At 30.1% G+C, this 17,096-nt stretch carries 16 protein-coding genes and 1 pseudogene; 7 read left to right on the top strand and 10 right to left on the bottom strand.

The window, feature by feature from the left end:
• The first annotated feature begins 1 nt into the window (after position 1).
• Positions 2-829 (top strand): phytanoyl-CoA dioxygenase family protein, encoded by an 828-nt coding sequence (locus ABXT63_RS05315; RefSeq protein ID WP_415320548.1) that lies wholly within the window; start codon positions 2-4, stop codon positions 827-829.
• A 309-nt stretch (positions 830-1,138) separates the two neighbouring features.
• Here the strand turns inward: ABXT63_RS05315 and ABXT63_RS05320 are convergent, their stop codons facing one another.
• The 4 genes from ABXT63_RS05320 to ABXT63_RS05335 form a co-directional block, all read right to left on the bottom strand.
• Positions 1,139-1,765 (bottom strand): glutathione S-transferase family protein, encoded by a 627-nt coding sequence (locus ABXT63_RS05320; protein ID WP_415320549.1) that lies wholly within the window; start codon positions 1,763-1,765, stop codon positions 1,139-1,141.
• Positions 1,762-2,778 carry an NAD(P)/FAD-dependent oxidoreductase gene (locus ABXT63_RS05325; protein WP_415320550.1) on the bottom strand — a complete coding sequence of 339 codons (1,017 nt, stop codon included), beginning with the start codon at positions 2,776-2,778 and terminating at the stop codon, positions 1,762-1,764. The genes ABXT63_RS05320 and ABXT63_RS05325 overlap by 4 nt, the downstream gene beginning before the upstream one ends.
• A complete protein-coding gene (locus tag ABXT63_RS05330) occupies positions 2,779-3,099 on the bottom strand; it encodes a 2Fe-2S iron-sulfur cluster-binding protein (RefSeq protein ID WP_271492689.1) in 321 nt (106 codons plus the stop codon).
• Between the two features lie 80 nt (positions 3,100-3,179).
• On the bottom strand, positions 3,180-3,950 hold the full coding sequence (locus ABXT63_RS05335; protein ID WP_415320551.1) for a bacteriorhodopsin-like: 771 nt from the start codon (positions 3,948-3,950) through the stop codon (positions 3,180-3,182).
• A 213-nt stretch (positions 3,951-4,163) separates the two neighbouring features.
• Here ABXT63_RS05335 and ABXT63_RS05340 point away from each other — a divergent pair, with 213 nt between their 5' ends.
• The 3 genes from ABXT63_RS05340 to ABXT63_RS05350 are packed head-to-tail and all read left to right on the top strand — an operon-like array spanning position 4,164 to position 7,196.
• Positions 4,164-6,059: a propionyl-CoA synthetase gene (locus tag ABXT63_RS05340; protein ID WP_415320552.1), complete on the top strand. Its 1,896-nt coding sequence runs from the start codon at positions 4,164-4,166 to the stop codon at positions 6,057-6,059.
• A 23-nt stretch (positions 6,060-6,082) separates the two neighbouring features.
• Positions 6,083-6,868 (top strand): glycosyltransferase family A protein, encoded by a 786-nt coding sequence (locus ABXT63_RS05345; protein ID WP_415320553.1) that lies wholly within the window; start codon positions 6,083-6,085, stop codon positions 6,866-6,868.
• A gap of 52 nt (positions 6,869-6,920) precedes the next feature.
• Complete coding sequence (locus tag ABXT63_RS05350) at positions 6,921-7,196, top strand: DMT family transporter (protein ID WP_415320554.1); 276 nt, start codon at positions 6,921-6,923, stop codon at positions 7,194-7,196.
• On the opposite strand, the gene ABXT63_RS05355 is transcribed toward ABXT63_RS05350, so the two are convergent.
• Positions 7,193-8,497: a dihydroorotase gene (locus ABXT63_RS05355; protein WP_415320555.1), complete on the bottom strand. Its 1,305-nt coding sequence runs from the start codon at positions 8,495-8,497 to the stop codon at positions 7,193-7,195. The two genes, ABXT63_RS05350 and ABXT63_RS05355, sit on opposite strands and share 4 nt — an antisense overlap.
• Before the next feature lie 43 nt (positions 8,498-8,540).
• On the opposite strand from ABXT63_RS05355, the gene ABXT63_RS05360 reads away from it, so the two are divergent.
• The 3 genes and pseudogenes from ABXT63_RS05360 (at position 8,541) to nadC (ending at position 11,306) form a co-directional block, all read left to right on the top strand.
• Entirely contained in the window at positions 8,541-9,425 is an 885-nt protein-coding gene (locus tag ABXT63_RS05360; RefSeq protein ID WP_415320556.1) for a YgfZ/GcvT domain-containing protein, read from the top strand.
• Between the two features lie 53 nt (positions 9,426-9,478).
• A complete protein-coding gene (nadA, locus tag ABXT63_RS05365) occupies positions 9,479-10,468 on the top strand; it encodes a quinolinate synthase NadA (RefSeq protein ID WP_415320557.1) in 990 nt (329 codons plus the stop codon).
• Positions 10,469-10,473: 5 nt separating this feature from the next.
• Positions 10,474-11,306 (top strand): annotated as a pseudogene (nadC, locus tag ABXT63_RS05370) (carboxylating nicotinate-nucleotide diphosphorylase).
• On the opposite strand, the gene ppdK reads toward nadC, so the two are convergent.
• From ppdK to ABXT63_RS05395, 5 genes are read right to left on the bottom strand one after another with little or no spacing between them, the layout of a single operon-like run.
• The gene (gene ppdK, locus ABXT63_RS05375) at positions 11,303-13,966 is read right to left on the bottom strand and encodes a pyruvate, phosphate dikinase (protein ID WP_415320558.1); all 2,664 of its coding nucleotides are present in this window, start codon (positions 13,964-13,966) and stop codon (positions 11,303-11,305) included. The pseudogene nadC and the gene ppdK sit on opposite strands and share 4 nt — an antisense overlap.
• The gene (gene glyS, locus ABXT63_RS05380) at positions 13,966-15,468 is read right to left on the bottom strand and encodes a glycine--tRNA ligase subunit beta (protein WP_415321954.1); all 1,503 of its coding nucleotides are present in this window, start codon (positions 15,466-15,468) and stop codon (positions 13,966-13,968) included. The genes ppdK and glyS overlap by 1 nt, the downstream gene beginning before the upstream one ends.
• The gene (locus ABXT63_RS05385; RefSeq protein WP_415320559.1) at positions 15,417-16,031 is read right to left on the bottom strand and encodes a glycine--tRNA ligase subunit beta; all 615 of its coding nucleotides are present in this window, start codon (positions 16,029-16,031) and stop codon (positions 15,417-15,419) included. The genes glyS and ABXT63_RS05385 overlap by 52 nt, the downstream gene beginning before the upstream one ends.
• Positions 16,031-16,915, bottom strand: coding sequence for a glycine--tRNA ligase subunit alpha (locus ABXT63_RS05390; RefSeq protein ID WP_415320560.1), 885 nt, complete (start codon positions 16,913-16,915; stop codon positions 16,031-16,033). Before ABXT63_RS05390 ends, ABXT63_RS05385 begins: the two co-directional genes overlap by 1 nt.
• The gene (locus tag ABXT63_RS05395) at positions 16,905-17,090 is read right to left on the bottom strand and encodes a hypothetical protein (RefSeq protein WP_415320561.1); all 186 of its coding nucleotides are present in this window, start codon (positions 17,088-17,090) and stop codon (positions 16,905-16,907) included. Before ABXT63_RS05395 ends, ABXT63_RS05390 begins: the two co-directional genes overlap by 11 nt.
• Between the last annotated feature and the right edge of the window lie 6 nt (positions 17,091-17,096).

A 17,096-nucleotide genomic window follows, 5' to 3' on the forward strand; every position in this document is an offset into this window, starting at 1 on the left:
TATGCCTAAATTGTCTTCAAATCAACTTCAAGAGTATAACGATAATGGTTATGTTGCTCCAATAGAAGTTTTAACTAAAGATCAAGCATTCGAGATAAGAAAAGAAATAGAAAATATTGAAGCCCGTTGGCCTGATGAACTGAAAGGTGCCGGTAGAAATTATGTGCATATGATTTCTCCTATACTTGATGAAGTTTGCCATAACTCAAAAATACTAGATGCTGTTGAGAGTATAATTGGAAAAAATATTCTTATTTGTGGAACAACTTTATTTATTAAAGACCCATATAAAAAAGGATTTGTAAGTTTTCATCAAGATGCAACATACATTGGGTTGGAACCTCATAATTGGGTAACTGCTTGGTTAGCAATAACTGATGCTAACGAAGAAAATGGCTGTATGAGAATGTGGTCTGGTTCACATAAAGCTAACATCAGACATCATGAACAAAAATATGATGAAGGTAACTTATTAACAAGAGGTCAAACTGTAGAAAATGTTCCCTTAGATAAAACAACACCTTTGGTTTTAAAAGCAGGACAAATGTCATTACATCATCCAACAATAGTTCATGGTTCAGGACTAAACAAAAGTAATGATAGAAGAATTGGTTTTGTAGTTCAAAGCTATATTGGCAGTAATGTAAATCAAGTTTTAGGTAAAATGTATGTTCAGCAAGCAAGAGGAAATGATACCTTTAAACATCATCAACATACTAAAAGACCAAGTAGCCTTATGAATTCAAATGATATTGAAATAAGGAAGAAAGCAAATGATGACCTTCAAAAAATTTTTTATCCTGGTTCTACAAGAAAAAGAGATTTTTAGTAAGGTTCTCATCTTTGATTAAATATTTTTCCCTACAAAATATAAGATAGTACTAGTCACATTGACTAGCTATAAAAAAATGATCTATAATTAGAAATGAAAAAAAATAACTCTAGACAAAATTCAATTTCATTTACTTTTGCTAAAAAACATATTTATTATTATTATGCTTTGATTTGGATAGTTTTATTATTATATGTATTTATTAAATGAACAAAAAAATAATACTAATTATTGTTGTTGTGTTAGCTATAGAATTATCAGGAAATGGTATCTTAAGCTCTATATACAGACTAATTAGTTAAGAGATTAAGGTTGAGGAGGAAACTCTTTTTTATTCATAAACTGATATCCTTTTATTACTGCTTCTCTTTTAGAAATATCAATATACCAACTTGATAAATTCTTATAATTCTTAAGTCCAATATCATGCCATTCATGTCTTGCAATCCAAGGCCATGTTGCAATATCTGCAATTGTATAATCATCCCCAGCTAAGTATTTTGATGAAGATAATCTCTCATCTAGTTCGCTATAAATTCTTTTTGTAATTTTAAAATATCTTTCTTCTCCAAATTCACTTTTTCCAGGATTGTAATGATGAAACTGATGATGCTGTCCAATCATTGGTCCTATAATTCCCATCTGCGCCATCAACCATTGGTTTATGGTATGCCTATCTTTTGCTTCATAAAATTTGTTATGTTTTTCAGCTAAATATATAAGTATTGCACCAGACTCGAATAATGACTGTCCATTTTCATGATCTGTAATTACTGGTATCTTTCCAAATGGGCTTATTTTTTTAAAATCTTTTTTAAATTGCTCATCTTTTGACAAATCAATTTTAGTAACTTTAAAATCACAACCTATTTCTTCTAACATTATTGTTATTTTTTTTCCATTTGGAGTATCTGCTGTAAATAGCTCTATCACTCTTTAACACCCAATCTGCTTTTTACTGTCTTAGAGGAAGTGGTAAACTCAAATCTGTATTTTTCATCTGGTTTAGCGTATTTAAAACAACCTCTAGCAGCTAATGCTCCCTCATGAAAACCTGAAAGAATTAATTTAAGTTTTCCGGGATAGGTGCAAATATCACCAATTGCAAAAATACCTTCTTTATTGGTTTCAAAATTTTCTGTATTAACCGGTATTGTTTTCTTATCTAAATTTAATCCCCATTCAGCAATTGGCCCTAGTTGCATTATTAATCCAAAAAAGCCCAAAACATAATCAGTTTTAATTTCTTTTATACTCTCATCATCATGCTTGATGTTAATACCTTCAACTTTTTCATTACCGCTAACTGAACCTAATTGGTATTTAGTATGAACTTCTATCTTACCTTCATCTTTTAATTGGTTAACTTTATCAATACTTGCTTGCATTCCTCTAAATTCATCTCTTCTGTGGACTAATATAACTTTAGATGTATTTGAGAGTTCTATCGCCCAATCTAGCGCTGAGTCTCCTCCACCAAAAATGGTAACTGTTTTATCTTTAAAGATTTTTTTGTCTTTAATTGAATAAAGTATTTGTTTTCCTTCATACTTTTCAATTTCTTTTGTTGGGAATTTTCTTGGCTCAAAAGATCCTACACCAGCTGCAATAATTATACTTGATGCTTCAAATTCAGTTCCTTTATTGGTCTTTATTAACCATTTTTTTTCAACTTTTTTAATTTCTTGTACTCGCTCATTTAAATGAAAATTTGTTTTAAATGCTTTAATCTGTTCAATTAAGTTTTTAGTTAACTCTTCTCCAGTGCATTCTGGAACAGCAGGAATATCATAAATAGGTTTATCAGGATAAAGTTCAATGCACTGTCCACCTATTTTATCTAAATTATCAACTACTTCACATTTTAATCCGATTATTCCTAATTGATGAACACAAAATAATCCAACTGGCCCTGCACCTATTATCAAAGTATCTGTTTTAATCATTTAACCTTGTTTTGATGGAATGCTAACCGTTAGTCCATCTAGTTCATCAGAAACTAATAGCTGACAACTTAATCTACTAAATTTATTAGGTTCAAAAGCCATATCTAACATATCTTCTTCACCATCTTCTTTTTTTGGAAGTTTATTAAACCATTCTTCTTTGACATAAACATGGCAAGTGGCACAAGCCATTCCACCTCCACAATCGGCATCTATTCCTGGAATATCGTTTTGAACCGCACCCTCCATTACACTTAACCCATTAGAAACTTCTATGGTGTGAGACTTTCCATTATTTTCAATGTAGGTAATTTTAGGCATTGAACTATATATAATTACATAAAAAAAAGGGCAAGTACACAAAATGTACTCGCCCTTCTTAAATTATTTATGTTTGCTAATTATCTAGCTTTTCTACCACCAGCTTGCGTTGCTGCAGCCCAAATTACTAGACCAAATGCAATCTTGTTTAAGAAGTCAGCAAGGTTATAAATAACATTAAGTGAGTTAGCATCGATGCCACCTGTTAGGTAACCAAATACGTAACCTAATGGGTAGATTGCCCAACCTACTGTAATAATCATTCTCATTGCACCAAATGCAGTAACAAGAGCTTTGTTACCACTTTTTGCTGCAGCCTTACCTGCTTCACCTGAGAATACTTCATAAAGAATGTAGAACCATCCAGCCATACCGATTACAAAACCAAGTGTAGCGTTAATGTATCCTGCTTCTCCTAAGTATCCACCAAGTAGCATCACAACTGTTCCAATTAACAATCTCCAGAATATTCCAGCATTTGCTTTTCCTACAGCAGCTAGAATTAAATAAAATTCTATCATTTGTAATGGTACAGTGATTAACCAGTCAATATATCTGTAAACTGTTGGTGACTTACCAGTTATTACCCATACATCTCTCATATACATGTAATGTATAAAAGCGATACCAGTTACTAGACCAGCAACAATTATTGACGTTCTCCAACCTGAAGCAACACTTCCTGCTTCTAGGAAAAAGAAAGCAGTTGACGCTAATAACGCCATTGAAATCACCCAAAACGAGATTCCAACAAAGTCATCAGACGCTAACATCGCAGTCTCTGCGTTTGCTACACCTGAAGCACCCATTAGGGCTACAGCTGTAAGAGCAAACAATTTTAGTTTTTTCATAAAAAACTCCATCTTTGTTAGTTTTTAACTTTAGTTTATATAAACTAGACCTAAACTAATGTTTAAGTCATGTTGAAGGTTAACTATCAAAGTTATCTAGTTTTTAGAAGGCTTAATTACATCTAATTTGTATTGATTTTACTTACTTTTTAAATTTTAATACAATTTTTAATTTAATAAGCTTAAAAAACTAACAAAATAGAATCAAATCATATGTCAAAAAAATTTAATGATATTTACCAAAATTCTTTAAAAAATCCTGAAGATTTTTGGCAAGAAGTATCTAATGATATTTTTTGGTTTAAAAAACCCACTAAAATTTTAAATAAATCTAACCCACCTTTTTATAAATGGTTTGAGGATGGTGTTACCAACACTTGTTATAATGCTTTAGACATTCATATCGATCAAGGTAGAGGCGACAAGCTAGCTTTAATCTATGACAGCCCAATAACTGGCAACAAAAAACAGTTTACCTACAAAGAATTAAAAGAAAAAGTTTCAAAATTTGCAGGAGCGCTAAGAAATCAAGGAGTCAACAAAGGTGATAGAGTTATAATCTATATGCCTATGATTCCAGAGGCAGTTATAGCAATGTTAGCATGTGGGAGAATTGGAGCAATTCACTCTGTAGTGTTTGGGGGGTTTGCCTCAAATGAACTTGCTAGCAGAATTGATGACAGTAAAGCAAAGGTAATAGTTACAGCTTCATGTGGCTTTGAACCTGGAAAAACTGTTGAGTACAAACCATTGGTTGATGCGGCAATTAAAATGGCTTCTCATAAAATAGATAAAATGATCTTATTTCAAAGAATAGATCACACAGTTGAACTTAACGCTCCAAAAGAAATCAGTTGGGGTGAAGCACTTTCAAATGCAAAAGAAGTAGATTGTGTCGAGATGAATTCAAATGATCTTGCTTATATTTTATATACTTCTGGAACCACAGGTGTTCCCAAAGGAATAGTTAGAGATATTGGAGGTCATATAGTTGCTCTTAAATGGACTATGAAAAATATTTACAATATTGATGCTGATGATGTCTGGTGGTCAGCAAGTGATATCGGATGGATTGTTGGACATTCATATATTGTTTATGCCCCTTTATTTAAAGGTTGCGCTACAGTATTATTCGAAGGGAAGCCCGTTGGCACTCCTGATGCTGGTGCTTTTTGGAAAATAATTTCAGACTACAAAGTAAAATCCCTTTTTACTGCACCAACTGCTTTTAGAGCTATTAAAAAAGAAGACCCTGAGGGTAAGTTTTTTTCTAAATATGATTTGAGTAAATTTGAGTCATTGTTTTTAGCTGGTGAAAGAGCTGACCCAGATACCATTAAATGGGCAGAAAACTTATTAAAAGTTCCAGTAATTGACCATTGGTGGCAAACTGAGACAAGTTGGGCAATTAGTTCTAATTGTACAGGAATTGAAATGATGAAAACAAAATATGGTTCAGCATGCAAAGCAGTTCCTGGTTATGATGTTCAAATCATGAAGCCTGATCAAACACTAGCTAAGCCGAATGAAATGGGAGATATTGTTGTAAAATTGCCGTTACCACCAGGAACCTTTCCAACGTTATGGAATGCAGACAAAAGATATAAAGATAACTACATGACTAATTATGAGGGTTATTATGAAACATATGATGCTGGCCATATTGATGAAGATGGGTATATCTGGATCATGTCTAGAACAGATGACGTTATTAACGTTGCAGGTCACAGACTATCAACAGGCGCTATAGAAGAAGTTTTATCTGAACATCAATCAGTTGCTGAATGTGCCGTGTTAGGAGTTGCTGATAGATTAAAAGGGCAATTACCAATAGGATTAGTTATTCTTAAACTAGGTGTTAAAAAGGATAATGAAACAGTTTCAAAAGAATGTATTAAAATGGTTAGAGATAAAATTGGTCCTGTTGCTGCATTTAAAGTTGTAATTGTTATTAAAAGATTACCTAAAACAAGATCAGGAAAGATTTTAAGAGGAACACTAAGAAAAATTGCTGATAAAGAGGAATACAAAATACCTGCAACTATTGATGATCCATTAATTTTAGAAGAAATTAAAAAAGAATTCATTTATAATAAAATAATTAAATAGAAATATTCAAACAATATTAAATTTTGAAAAACCCTTTAGTATCTATATTAATTGCAAATTATAATAATGCTAAATACATAGCAGATTGTATTAATTCTCTTAAAAAACAGAAATATAAGAACATAGAAATTATTTTTTTTGATGATAATTCAAAAGATGAATCAATTAATGAAATTAAAAGATATAAAAAAATAAAAATTATAAGAAACAAAAAAAAAACTAATATAAGTTCTTATAATCAAATGAAGGCTTTTTGGGAAGCTTACAAATTAAGCAAAGGTGAGATTATTTGCCTTCTAGACAGTGATGATTATTTTCACAAAAATAAAATTGAAAAAGTTGTAAATTATTTCAAAAAAGATAAGGAAATTGAATTTTTATTTGATTATCCACTAATTAAAAGAAATAAAAAAATACATAAAATAAATATAGATAATAGTAAAAAAAAAATTTTTAATCAATGGCCCTATAATCACCCCACTAGCTGCATAAGTATAAAAAGAAAGGAATTTGAATATATGTATAAGGCTATTTCTATAAGAAAATATCCAGAAGTATGGATGGATTTTAGAATATGTCTATATTCAAAATATAAAATAAAAAAAGTTAGTAAAGTTAATGGTCACTTTACATACTATAGACGGCATATAGAAAGTGCTACTTCAAAACATAAATACCTAAGCAATAATTGGTGGAAAAGAAGAATGCAATCTCATAGTTATCTAATTTATTTTCTAAAAAAAGAAAAAATTAATTTTAAAAATAATATTGACTATTACATAACTAAAATTTACAATTTTTTTATTTAATAAAAACATATCTAATTTTAATGTTTGCAATTTTTTTGAAGTTGGTGGAACAATGTTACTACCTATTTCACAAAATTTTACAAAAATTATTCCAACGACTACTCTTGCAGTCTTTTATTTGCTGTCTTTTTATCTTATAACTTTTGTTGTTGATAAAATTCCAATAGCTATTGTTTATGCAACATGGAGTGGTCTTGGAGTATTTACAGTTGCAATATTAGGATATATCTTCTTTAAACAATCATTGTCTTGGCAGGCTGTATTAGGACTATTCTTTATTGTTTTTGGAGTTGTGCTTGTAAATAGCTTTTCAGTAAAAACTATTTAAAATTTTAAAGGCTTACCATCAGGACCACCTAAAATTTTACCATCCCTCATTTTGATTTGACCGTTAATGATTGTTGATACTGGTGTGCCTTTAAATTCATATCCATCAAAAGGTGACCAACCACATTTACTTTCAATATTTTCATTTTTAATTGTAATTTTTTTATTCATATCTACGATTGTGAAATCAGCATCAAAACCCTCTTTAATAAAACCTTTGTCTTGTATCTCAAAAATTTTTACTGGATTTTCACATATAGAATTCATTAATTGTTCTAAACTTAATTTTCCATCATTAACATGATTTAACATAACTGGTAAAAGTGTTTGAACACCTGGCATTCCAGATGGTGAATTTGGATAATTTTTTTCTTTATTCTCTTTTAGATGTGGAGCATGATCAGAACCAATTGTATCATTAAAATTATTTTTTACTCCATACCACAATCTATCATAATGGGACTTATCTCTTAAAGGTGGATTCATTTGAGCATAAGTTCCAAGTTTATTATAACAATCTGGAGCATAGATTGTTAAATGTTGTGGTGTAATCTCAAATGTTATGTTGCCTTTGTGTTGTGATAAAAAATCAATTTCCTCTTTCGTAGTGATATGAAGAATATGGGCTTTTTTCTTATATCGCTCAGCAATTCTGACTATTCTTCTAGTTGATGAGATTGCACATTCAGCACTTCTCCAAATTGGGTGTGAATGAACATCTCCTTCTTTAATCAATTTTTTATTAATATTTAAAATTGCTTCATCCTCAGAATGTACTGCAACAACTTTTGAGCTACTTTTAAATACTTTTTCAATGTCCTCTTCCTCAGAAACTAAAAGATTTCCAGTTGAGGATCCAGCAAATAGTTTAATTCCACAACAGCCCTCTAAATTTACCAAATCTGCTAACTCACTTGCGTTATCAGCTGTTGCTCCAAAATAAAATGCATAATTGCAATACATTCTATTTTTAGCTAAATCTAATTTTTTCTGAAACTCTAACTTGGTAGATGTTGGTGGATTAGTGTTTGGCATCTCAAACACACTTGTTATGCCACCTACTATTGCAGCCCTACTTCCTGAGTGTAAATCTTCAGTATCTGTTGACCCAGGTTCTCTAAAATGAGTTTGGGTATCAATACAGCCCGGTAAAACTGTTAACCCTTTAGCATCAAAAATCTCTTTTGCTTCACTATCAATTTTGCCAATTTTTATAATTTTACCATCTTTAATTGCTATATCTTGATCCTTAAGAGCTTTGTCTATGTAACATGAACCATTTTTAATTATTAGATCTAACATTTATGAAAAAAGTAATTATATTATATTTAGCTATCAATCAATTATGAATACACAAAAAGTATATATTTTAGAAGATAGAGGAATTCTCTATATAAATGGAGCAGATGCTAAAGAATTTTTGCAAAATATGATTAGTAATGACATTAATAAGGTTAATGAAGACAATAGTTGTTTTGCATCACTGCTAAGTCCTCAAGGGAAGTTTCTTTTTGCATTTATTATTGTAAAACATAAGTCTGGTTATTTTGTTGACTGTGAAAAATCTCAAGTAGAAGCGCTCTTTAAGCAACTAAGCATCTACAAACTTAAATCTAAAGTTGAAATTATGAATTTAAGTAATGAATTTGTTGTTGCTGCATTTAGTTGTAAAAAATTTTTAAGATTTGAAGGTGCCAAGGATCAGCCTGGAAACACAATAAAATATAGGGAGGACCCTATTTTATTAGACCCAAGAAATAAAGACTTAGGTGCAAGGCTTATTATTAATTTAGAAAAACTTTACCTATCTTTAAAAAAATTAGAACTAAAGGATTCCCCAATTGCTGAATATTATAAATTAAGTCATGAATTAGGAATTGCTCAAAAAGAAATGAATAAATTACAAAATAAACTATTTGGAATTGAATGTAATTTTGAGGAGCTAAATGGAATAGATTTTAAAAAGGGCTGTTACGTTGGTCAGGAAAATACGGCCAGAATAAAACTAAAAAATAAACTTTTCAAAAGATTATTAGCTATACAATTAATCAGTGGAAATTTAATTGAAGGTGCTTCAATTTATGCCAATGATATTGAAATAGGTAAAGTATTGATTAATGATGAATATCCCTTTGCATTAATCAAATATCTAGATGAAAACTTTAAAAAAGACAGTGAATTAAAAAGTGAAAATGCAGTTTTAAGAATAAAAATACCAAATTGGATATAGTAGTGTGGCATAATAAGGAATGACAAGTATTAACCTAATTGATAAGTTTTGACATGGAATTTACACCAGAAGTAAGAATAGCAACTGATCCTATTTATCAAAAAATATCAAAGGTTATGCCTGAGATTGAGTGGTCAGTTCATGCTCCTTATATTCATAGAATCAATCAATTAAAAAAAGAAAAAAATGCAATTATACTTGCTCATAATTATCAAACTCCAGAAATTTATCATGGTATTGCAGATGTTGCTGCAGACTCTTTAGCTCTTGCAATTGAGGCTTCAAAAACTGAGGCTGATATTATTGTAATGGCAGGAGTTCACTTCATGGCAGAAACATCTAAGTTAATGAGTCCTGAAAAAAAAGTTTTACTTCCTGATATGACTGCTGGTTGTTCTTTATCATCATCAATCACAGGTAAAGATGTAAGATTGTTAAAAGAAAAATATCCAGGTGTACCTGTTGTCTCATATGTAAATACTTCTGCAGATGTAAAGGCTGAAACAGACATTTGTTGCACATCTGCAAATGCAGTTAAAATTGTTGAATCTCTTGGAGTTAAAAAAGTTATTTTTTTACCAGATGATTACTTAGCAAAATATGTTGCTTCTCAAACTGATGTTGAAATCATTGCCTGGAAAGGTATTTGCATGGTTCATGACCAGTTTAATGAAAAAGAAATACACGATATTAGAGCAAAAAATCCTGGGATTAAAATAATAGCTCATCCAGAATGTCCACCTGACGTAATTAAAGCAAGTGACTTTGCTGGATCAACTGGTGGGATGATTAAATATGTTAAGGACAATCAACCTAAAAAAGTTATGATGGTTACTGAATGTTCAATGAGTGATAATATTCAAGTAGAAAACCCAAATGTAGAATTTATTAGACCGTGTAACCTTTGTCCTCATATGAAGAAAATTACATTACCAAAAATTTTAGATTGCCTAGAAAATGAAACAGGTGAAATCATAATGGATAAAGAGACAATAGAAAAAGCAAGAATTCCTGTTGAAAGAATGGTTGCGATTGGCAGATAATAAAAGTGTCTCAAATTAAATTAAGTAATTATTATATCAAGAATATTGTAAAGCTTGCTTTAAATGAAGATCTATATCCCTCTGGTGATATTACCTCAAACTTAGTTAAAAATAGCAAAATAATAAAAGTTAAATTAATTTCTAATCAACAAGCAGTAGTTGCTGGATTGGAATTTGCAAAACAAACATTTAAATTAATAGATGATAAAATTAAATTTATTATTAAAAAAAAGAAGGCTCCTTAATTACTAAGAATGATATAATAGCTACAATTGAGGGTAAGGCTGAAAATATTCTAATTGGTGAAAGAGTTGCTTTAAATTTTATGAGTCATGTCTCTGGAATTGCCACTAAAACTAATCAATTTGTTAAATTGATTAATAAAAAATGTAAAATTTGTTGTACTAGAAAAACGATTCCAACCTTAAGGGTAATACAAAAATATGCTGTTAAGTTAGGTGGTGGTACAAACCATAGATTCAACTTAAGTGATGAATTTCTTATTAAAGATAATCACATTGCAAGTTCTGATATTAAAACTTTAGTGTCTCTTGCAATCAAAAATAAAAAAGGAAGAAAAATCACAGTTGAAGTTGATAATTTAAATCAGCTTAAACAAATAATGGGTTTAAAATTTAATACTGTTTTGTTTGATAATATGGGTAACAAAACACTTAAAGCTGGTGTTAAATTAGCCAAAAAACATTACGAGACAGAAGCTTCAGGAAATGTAACCCTAAAATCAGTTAAAAAAATTGCAGCAACTGGTGTTGATAGAATTTCTATTGGTAGCATTACTCATAGTGTGCCTGCTATAGATTTTAAATTAGAAATTTAATTTTTTTTAGACAGCTCTGCTTGTGCAGCAGCTAATCTTGCTATTGGAACTCTATATGGTGAGCAAGAAACATAATCTAAACCTGCATTTGCACAAAAGTGAATACTTTTAGGGTCTCCACCATGTTCTCCACAAATTCCAAGTTTAATTTTTTTATTTGTTTTTCTTCCTTTTTCAACTGCAATTTCTATTAAATCACCCACTCCATCATCTATAGAGATAAATGGGTCTATAGAAAAAATCTTATTATCAAGATAATCATTTAAAAATTTACCACTATCATCTCTACTTAAACCAAATGTTGTTTGAGTTAAGTCATTAGTTCCAAAACTAAAGAACTCCGCATGTTTAGCTATATCATCTGCTTTGATGGCTGCTCTTGGTAACTCAATCATAGTTCCAACTAAATAATCAACTTTAACTTTTTTATCTTTTTGAACTTTTTTTGCAACTCTTACAACTAAGTCCTTCATTATTCTAATTTCAGCTTCAGTTGATACTAGAGGGATCATAATCTCAGGAAATGCTGACTTAATTTTTTTTATTTTAAGTTCAGACAAAGCTTCAAAGATTGCTCTACATTGCATTTCATAAATTTCTGGAAATGAAATTCCTAATCTACATCCTCTATGCCCTAACATCGGATTTTGTTCATGTAGTTCATTAATTCTAGATACAATTTCTTTTAAAGGAAGACCTACGACAGTTGCAACATCATTAATTTCTTTTTCAGTTTTAGGAAGAAACTCATGCAATGGTGGGTCTAATAACCTTACAGTAACTGGCAGGCCATTCATAATTTTAAATATTTCAACAAAATCTTTTCTTTGATGTGGTAAAAGTTTTGCTAGAGCTTTATTTCTATCTTCCACTGTTTTTGATAAAATCATTTCTCTAACAGATAAAATTCTCTCTTCATCAAAAAACATATGCTCTGTTCTACAAAGACCAATACCTTCTGCTCCAAAGTCTCGTGCTGTTTTAGTATCAAGTGGTGTTTCTGAGTTAGTTCTAACTTTTAATTTTCTAAAACCATCTGCCCAACTCATTAGTTTTGAAAATTCTCCAGAAATTTCTGGTTTAACTGTTGGTACTTCTCCTAAGATAATTCTACCTGTTGAACCATCAATTGTAATGATATCACCTTCTTTAACTTCGATAGAGGATGTTTTAAAAGTTTTAGCTTCATAGTTAATATCAATTTCACTAGAGCCAGATACACAAGGTCTGCCCATACCTCTTGCAACAACAGCAGCATGACTAGTCATTCCACCTCTTGCAGTTAAAATTCCTTTAGCAGCATGCATTCCATGAATATCTTCTGGGGATGTTTCAACTCTTACCAAAATAGTGTCTTGCATCATATCGTTTAATCTTTCTGCTTCTTCAGATGAAAAAACAACTTTACCACTAGCTGCACCAGGTGAGGCAGGTAATCCATTCGCTATAACATTAACTGAACTTCTTTCGTCTAATGTGGGGTGTAATAAAGCATCCAAAGAAGCTGGGTCTACTCTCATCACTGCTTCTTTTTTTGAAATTAATTTTTCTTTAACCATATCTACTGCAATTCTAACTGCAGATTTTGAAGTTCTCTTTCCAGATCTTGTCTGCAGCATCCACAATTTATTATTTTCAACTGTAAATTCTACGTCTTGCATATCTTTGTAATGTTTTTCTAAAACTTTTAGAATTTTATCTAGTTGTTTGAAAACCTTTGGCATAGATTCTTCCATTGAAGCTTCTTTTACCTTTGCATCTTTTCTTGCTTTTTTGGTTATATACTGAGGAGTTCTTGTTCCTGCTACAACATCTTCTCCTTGGGCATTAATTAAATATTCACCATAAACTTCATTAACACCATCTGATGGATTTCTTGTAAAGACAACACCAGTTGCACAATCATCACCCATATTACCAAACACCATAGACTGAACATTAACTGCTGTTCCCCATTCTGAAGAGATCTGGTTTAATTTTCTGTAGACTTTTGCTCTATTACTTTCCCAAGATAAAAATACCGCGCTAATTGCACCAAGTAATTGCTCATATACATTTTGAGGAAAATCTTTTTTAGCCTGATCCTTAACAACTTTTTTAAAATCATTAATTAGCCCTTCCCAATCATTTTCATCTAAATCTGTATCAAGTAAAACACCTTTAGTTAGTTTGTAGTTTTCAATTAATTCTTCAAAATGATAACCTTCAACTCCCATTACAACATTTCCATACATTTGGATAAATCTTCTGTAGCTATCTTTTGCAAATCTCATGTTGGAAGTTTTATTTGCAAGTGCAATTACTGTTTTATCATTCAAACCTAAATTTAAAATTGTATCCATCATACCAGGCATAGAAACTCTAGCACCAGATCTAACAGATAGTAATAACGGATTTTTTAAATCACCAAATTTTTTCCCAACTTCTTTTTCAATGATTTTTAATTCTTTTTTTATAGTACTAACTATTTGTGAATTTAATTTTTTCTTATCTTTATAAAATAATTCACACACTTTAGTTGAGATGGTAAATCCTGGTGGAACAGGTAAACCTATTCTTCCCATTTCAGAAAGATTTGCACCTTTTCCACCCAAAAAGTTTTTTGGGTTTTTTATTTTTTTTGAGTCCTTAGACTTGAAGTTTAAAATTAATTTATTCACTATTTGGTCTCAATATTTGAAAAGTTTATGTAATTATCAAAGGTTCTACATAACATTTGTAAAAGTTCCAATCTGTTTTTTTTGATACTTTTATCTTCATCATTAACTTTTACATTGTCAAAAAAATCAAAAATCACTTTTTTAGCTCCTGCTAAATTTGTAAGTGATTCTGTGTAATTTTCATCTTTATTTATATTTGTAAAATATTTTCTTAATTCATTAATCTTTTTTAATAGATTTTTTTCATAGTCATTTTTAAAAATACCAGGGTCAGTTGTATTTAATATTTCAAGATCACTATTTTTTAATTCACTTTCTAGTATACTTGATGCTCTTTTGTAGCTAGCCATTACATCTTCACCAATTTCTTCATTTATTAAATTATTTAAAGTTAAGGCTTTTTTATATATTTTATTCATATGATCTATTCCATAGGAGTTTATGCTGGCTTCAGTGATATCAGTTCTAATTTTCTTTTCTTTCATATAATATTTTAATCTGTCCATTAAAAACTCTGCTAATTCTTTTTGAGATAAATTATTTGAAAGTTTAAAGCCTTGGTCTCTGTGCAGAGAAGTTGAATAACTAATAAGATCTTTAATTTTAAATTCTTTATTATTATCAATTAATAATTTTATAACTCCTAATGCTGATCTTCTCAGTGCATAGGGATCTTTTGAGCTTGTAGGTTTTTGATCAATTCCAAAAAATCCTACCAGAGTGTCAATCTTATCAGTTAAAGCTAAAGCAATACTAAATGGTTTCTTTGGAGTTTTGCTATCAAGACCTGTTGGTTGATAATGTTCACTTACAGCTAGTGCAATTTCTTTATCAAAACCTTGCACTCTAGCAAAATGTCCACCCATAATTCCTTGAAGCTCTGGAAATTCACCAACGATATCAGAAATTAAATCAACTTTACAAATAGATGCTGATAACTCAACTTGATCTTTGCTAATTAATAGCTCATCAGAAATCATTCCTCCAAGCTTTCTCATTCTTTGAATTTTATCAAAATAAGATCCAAGACCTTTAAAATAATTCATACTTTTTAATTTTGAAACTTGCTTAACTAAATTTTGAGATTTATTTTTTTCCCAAAAGAATTGTGCATCACTTAATCTTGCCTCTACAACTCTTTCGTTACCTAGTTTAATATAACCTTTTTCATCATGATTATTTGCCACAACTAAAAATTCATTGGTAATTTTTCCTTTTTTATCGAATGTTGGAAAATATTTTTGATGATATTGCATCGTAATTATCAAAATTTCTTTTGGAATATTCAAAAATTTATGATCAAATTTGCATACTATAATATTCGGTTGCTCAACTATATCTGTGACTTCATTTAAAAGTTTATTGTTAGTTTCAACAATAAAATTATTTTTACTAGATATTTTCTCAATTTCTTTAATAATAAAGTCTTTTCTTAATACTTGGTCTATAATTATACCTGATTGATTGAAGAAATCTTTATAGCTTTTAAAAGTTTTAAATATTTTTTTTTATCTTCAAACTCTTTATCAATAAATGTTGTGTTGGAAGATATTAAATGATGAAATTTAAAATCTAAACATTTATTACCAAAAACTGCTAAAATAGACTTTAGTGGTCTCGCCCAACTAAGATTATAATTTCCCCAAATCATTGATTTCTTCCATTGTAATTTATCAAGGATTAGAGGTGTATATTCTTGTAGTAAATCTATTGTATTAGTTTTATTTGAAGGTTTCTTAAAAAAATAAAATTCTCCTTTTTCTATCTTTTTAATAAAGAGATCTTTTTTATCTATTTGATTTGATCTTAAAAAACCCTCTATAGCTTTATCTGGTGCATTAACATTTGGTCCTTTTATCTCTTCAGCTTTTTGGGTTATTTCTTTAGATAGACCCTCAAATAAAATTATAAGACGATTTGGTGTTGAAAATGATGAACTTTTCTTAAATAAAATTTTTTTTTCTTCAAATAAATTTTGAAAATTTTCTAATAAAACATTACGTGAGTTACGCTGTAAACCGGCTGGTATTTCCTCACTAAACAGCTCTATAAAAAATTCTGACATTAATCTGTTTGACTGCTTAACCAACTTTCTGCAACTGCTTTTGTAATGTCTCTTATACGCCCTATATAACCTGCTCTTTGGGCAACACTTATAACTCCCCTTGCATCCAATATATTAAATGTATGGCTTGCTTTTAAACATTGATCATATGCGGGTAGTGAAATTTTTTTTTCTACCAAAGCTTTTGCTTCAAGCTCAAACATATCAAACATTTTGAATAGATTATCTGTATTAGCGTGTTCAAAATTATATGCTGAAAATTCTTTTTCTGCTTGAAGAAACACATCACCATATTTTACACCTTCATTATTCCATAATAAATCATAAACATTTTTCTTTTGTTGAGTGAACATGCAAATTCTTTCAAGACCATATGTAATTTCAACTGAAACAGGTTTACATTCAAATCCAGCCATTTGTTGAAAATATGTAAATTGAGTAATTTCCATTCCATCACACCAAACCTCCCAACCTAGTCCTGCAGCACCCAATGTTGGGCTTTCCCAATCATCTTCAACAAACCTAATGTCATGTTCTTTATGATTAATACCAATAACAGCCAAACTATTTAAATAAAGTTTTTTGATATTATCTGATGATGGCTTTATTAAAACTTGAAATTGATAATAATGCTGCAATCTATTTGGGTTCTCTCCATACCTTCCATCAGTAGGTCTTCTTGATGGTTGAACATAAGCTGCTTTCCATGGCTTAGGTCCTAGAGATCTTAAGGTTGTAGCAGGATGAAAGGTTCCAGCTCCAACTTCTATGTCATATGGTTGTAAAATTACACACCCCTGTTTACCCCAATATTTCTGAAGATTTAAAATAGTATCTTGAAAAGATTGAAATTTAGGTTTTATAATTTTTTCTTTAGAAGCCATATCTTTGCCAGATAGATCTTTCTTCTAGAATATTAGCCATTTGATCCATTTGATTACCAGAAGATGAAAGTTTTTTACTTAACCAACCTTTAGATTTTTCAAATTTTTTAATAACTACATCTTCACCAAATTTTTCTTTTAAAATTTCATTGGCATTACCCAATCCATCAATCAAACCTAG

This window comes from Candidatus Pelagibacter sp. Uisw_092, assembly GCF_047729545.1.
Taxonomy (GTDB): Bacteria; Pseudomonadota; Alphaproteobacteria; order Pelagibacterales; family Pelagibacteraceae; genus Pelagibacter.

Coding starts and splice junctions, on each gene's coding strand:
- ABXT63_RS05315 (WP_415320548.1), top strand. CDS start 2: ATGCCTAAATTGTCTTCAAATCAACTTCAAGAGTATAACGATAATGGT.
- ABXT63_RS05325 (WP_415320550.1), bottom strand. CDS start 2,778: ATGATTAAAACAGATACTTTGATAATAGGTGCAGGGCCAGTTGGATTA.
- ABXT63_RS05330 (WP_271492689.1), bottom strand. CDS start 3,099: ATGCCTAAAATTACCTACATTGAAAATAATGGAAAGTCTCACACCATA.
- ABXT63_RS05335 (WP_415320551.1), bottom strand. CDS start 3,950: ATGAAAAAACTAAAATTGTTTGCTCTTACAGCTGTAGCCCTAATGGGT.
- ABXT63_RS05340 (WP_415320552.1), top strand. CDS start 4,164: ATGTCAAAAAAATTTAATGATATTTACCAAAATTCTTTAAAAAATCCT.
- ABXT63_RS05350 (WP_415320554.1), top strand. CDS start 6,921: ATGTTACTACCTATTTCACAAAATTTTACAAAAATTATTCCAACGACT.
- ABXT63_RS05355 (WP_415320555.1), bottom strand. CDS start 8,497: ATGTTAGATCTAATAATTAAAAATGGTTCATGTTACATAGACAAAGCT.
- ABXT63_RS05360 (WP_415320556.1), top strand. CDS start 8,541: ATGAATACACAAAAAGTATATATTTTAGAAGATAGAGGAATTCTCTAT.
- nadA (WP_415320557.1), top strand. CDS start 9,479: ATGGAATTTACACCAGAAGTAAGAATAGCAACTGATCCTATTTATCAA.
- ABXT63_RS05385 (WP_415320559.1), bottom strand. CDS start 16,031: ATGTCAGAATTTTTTATAGAGCTGTTTAGTGAGGAAATACCAGCCGGT.
- ABXT63_RS05390 (WP_415320560.1), bottom strand. CDS start 16,915: ATGGCTTCTAAAGAAAAAATTATAAAACCTAAATTTCAATCTTTTCAA.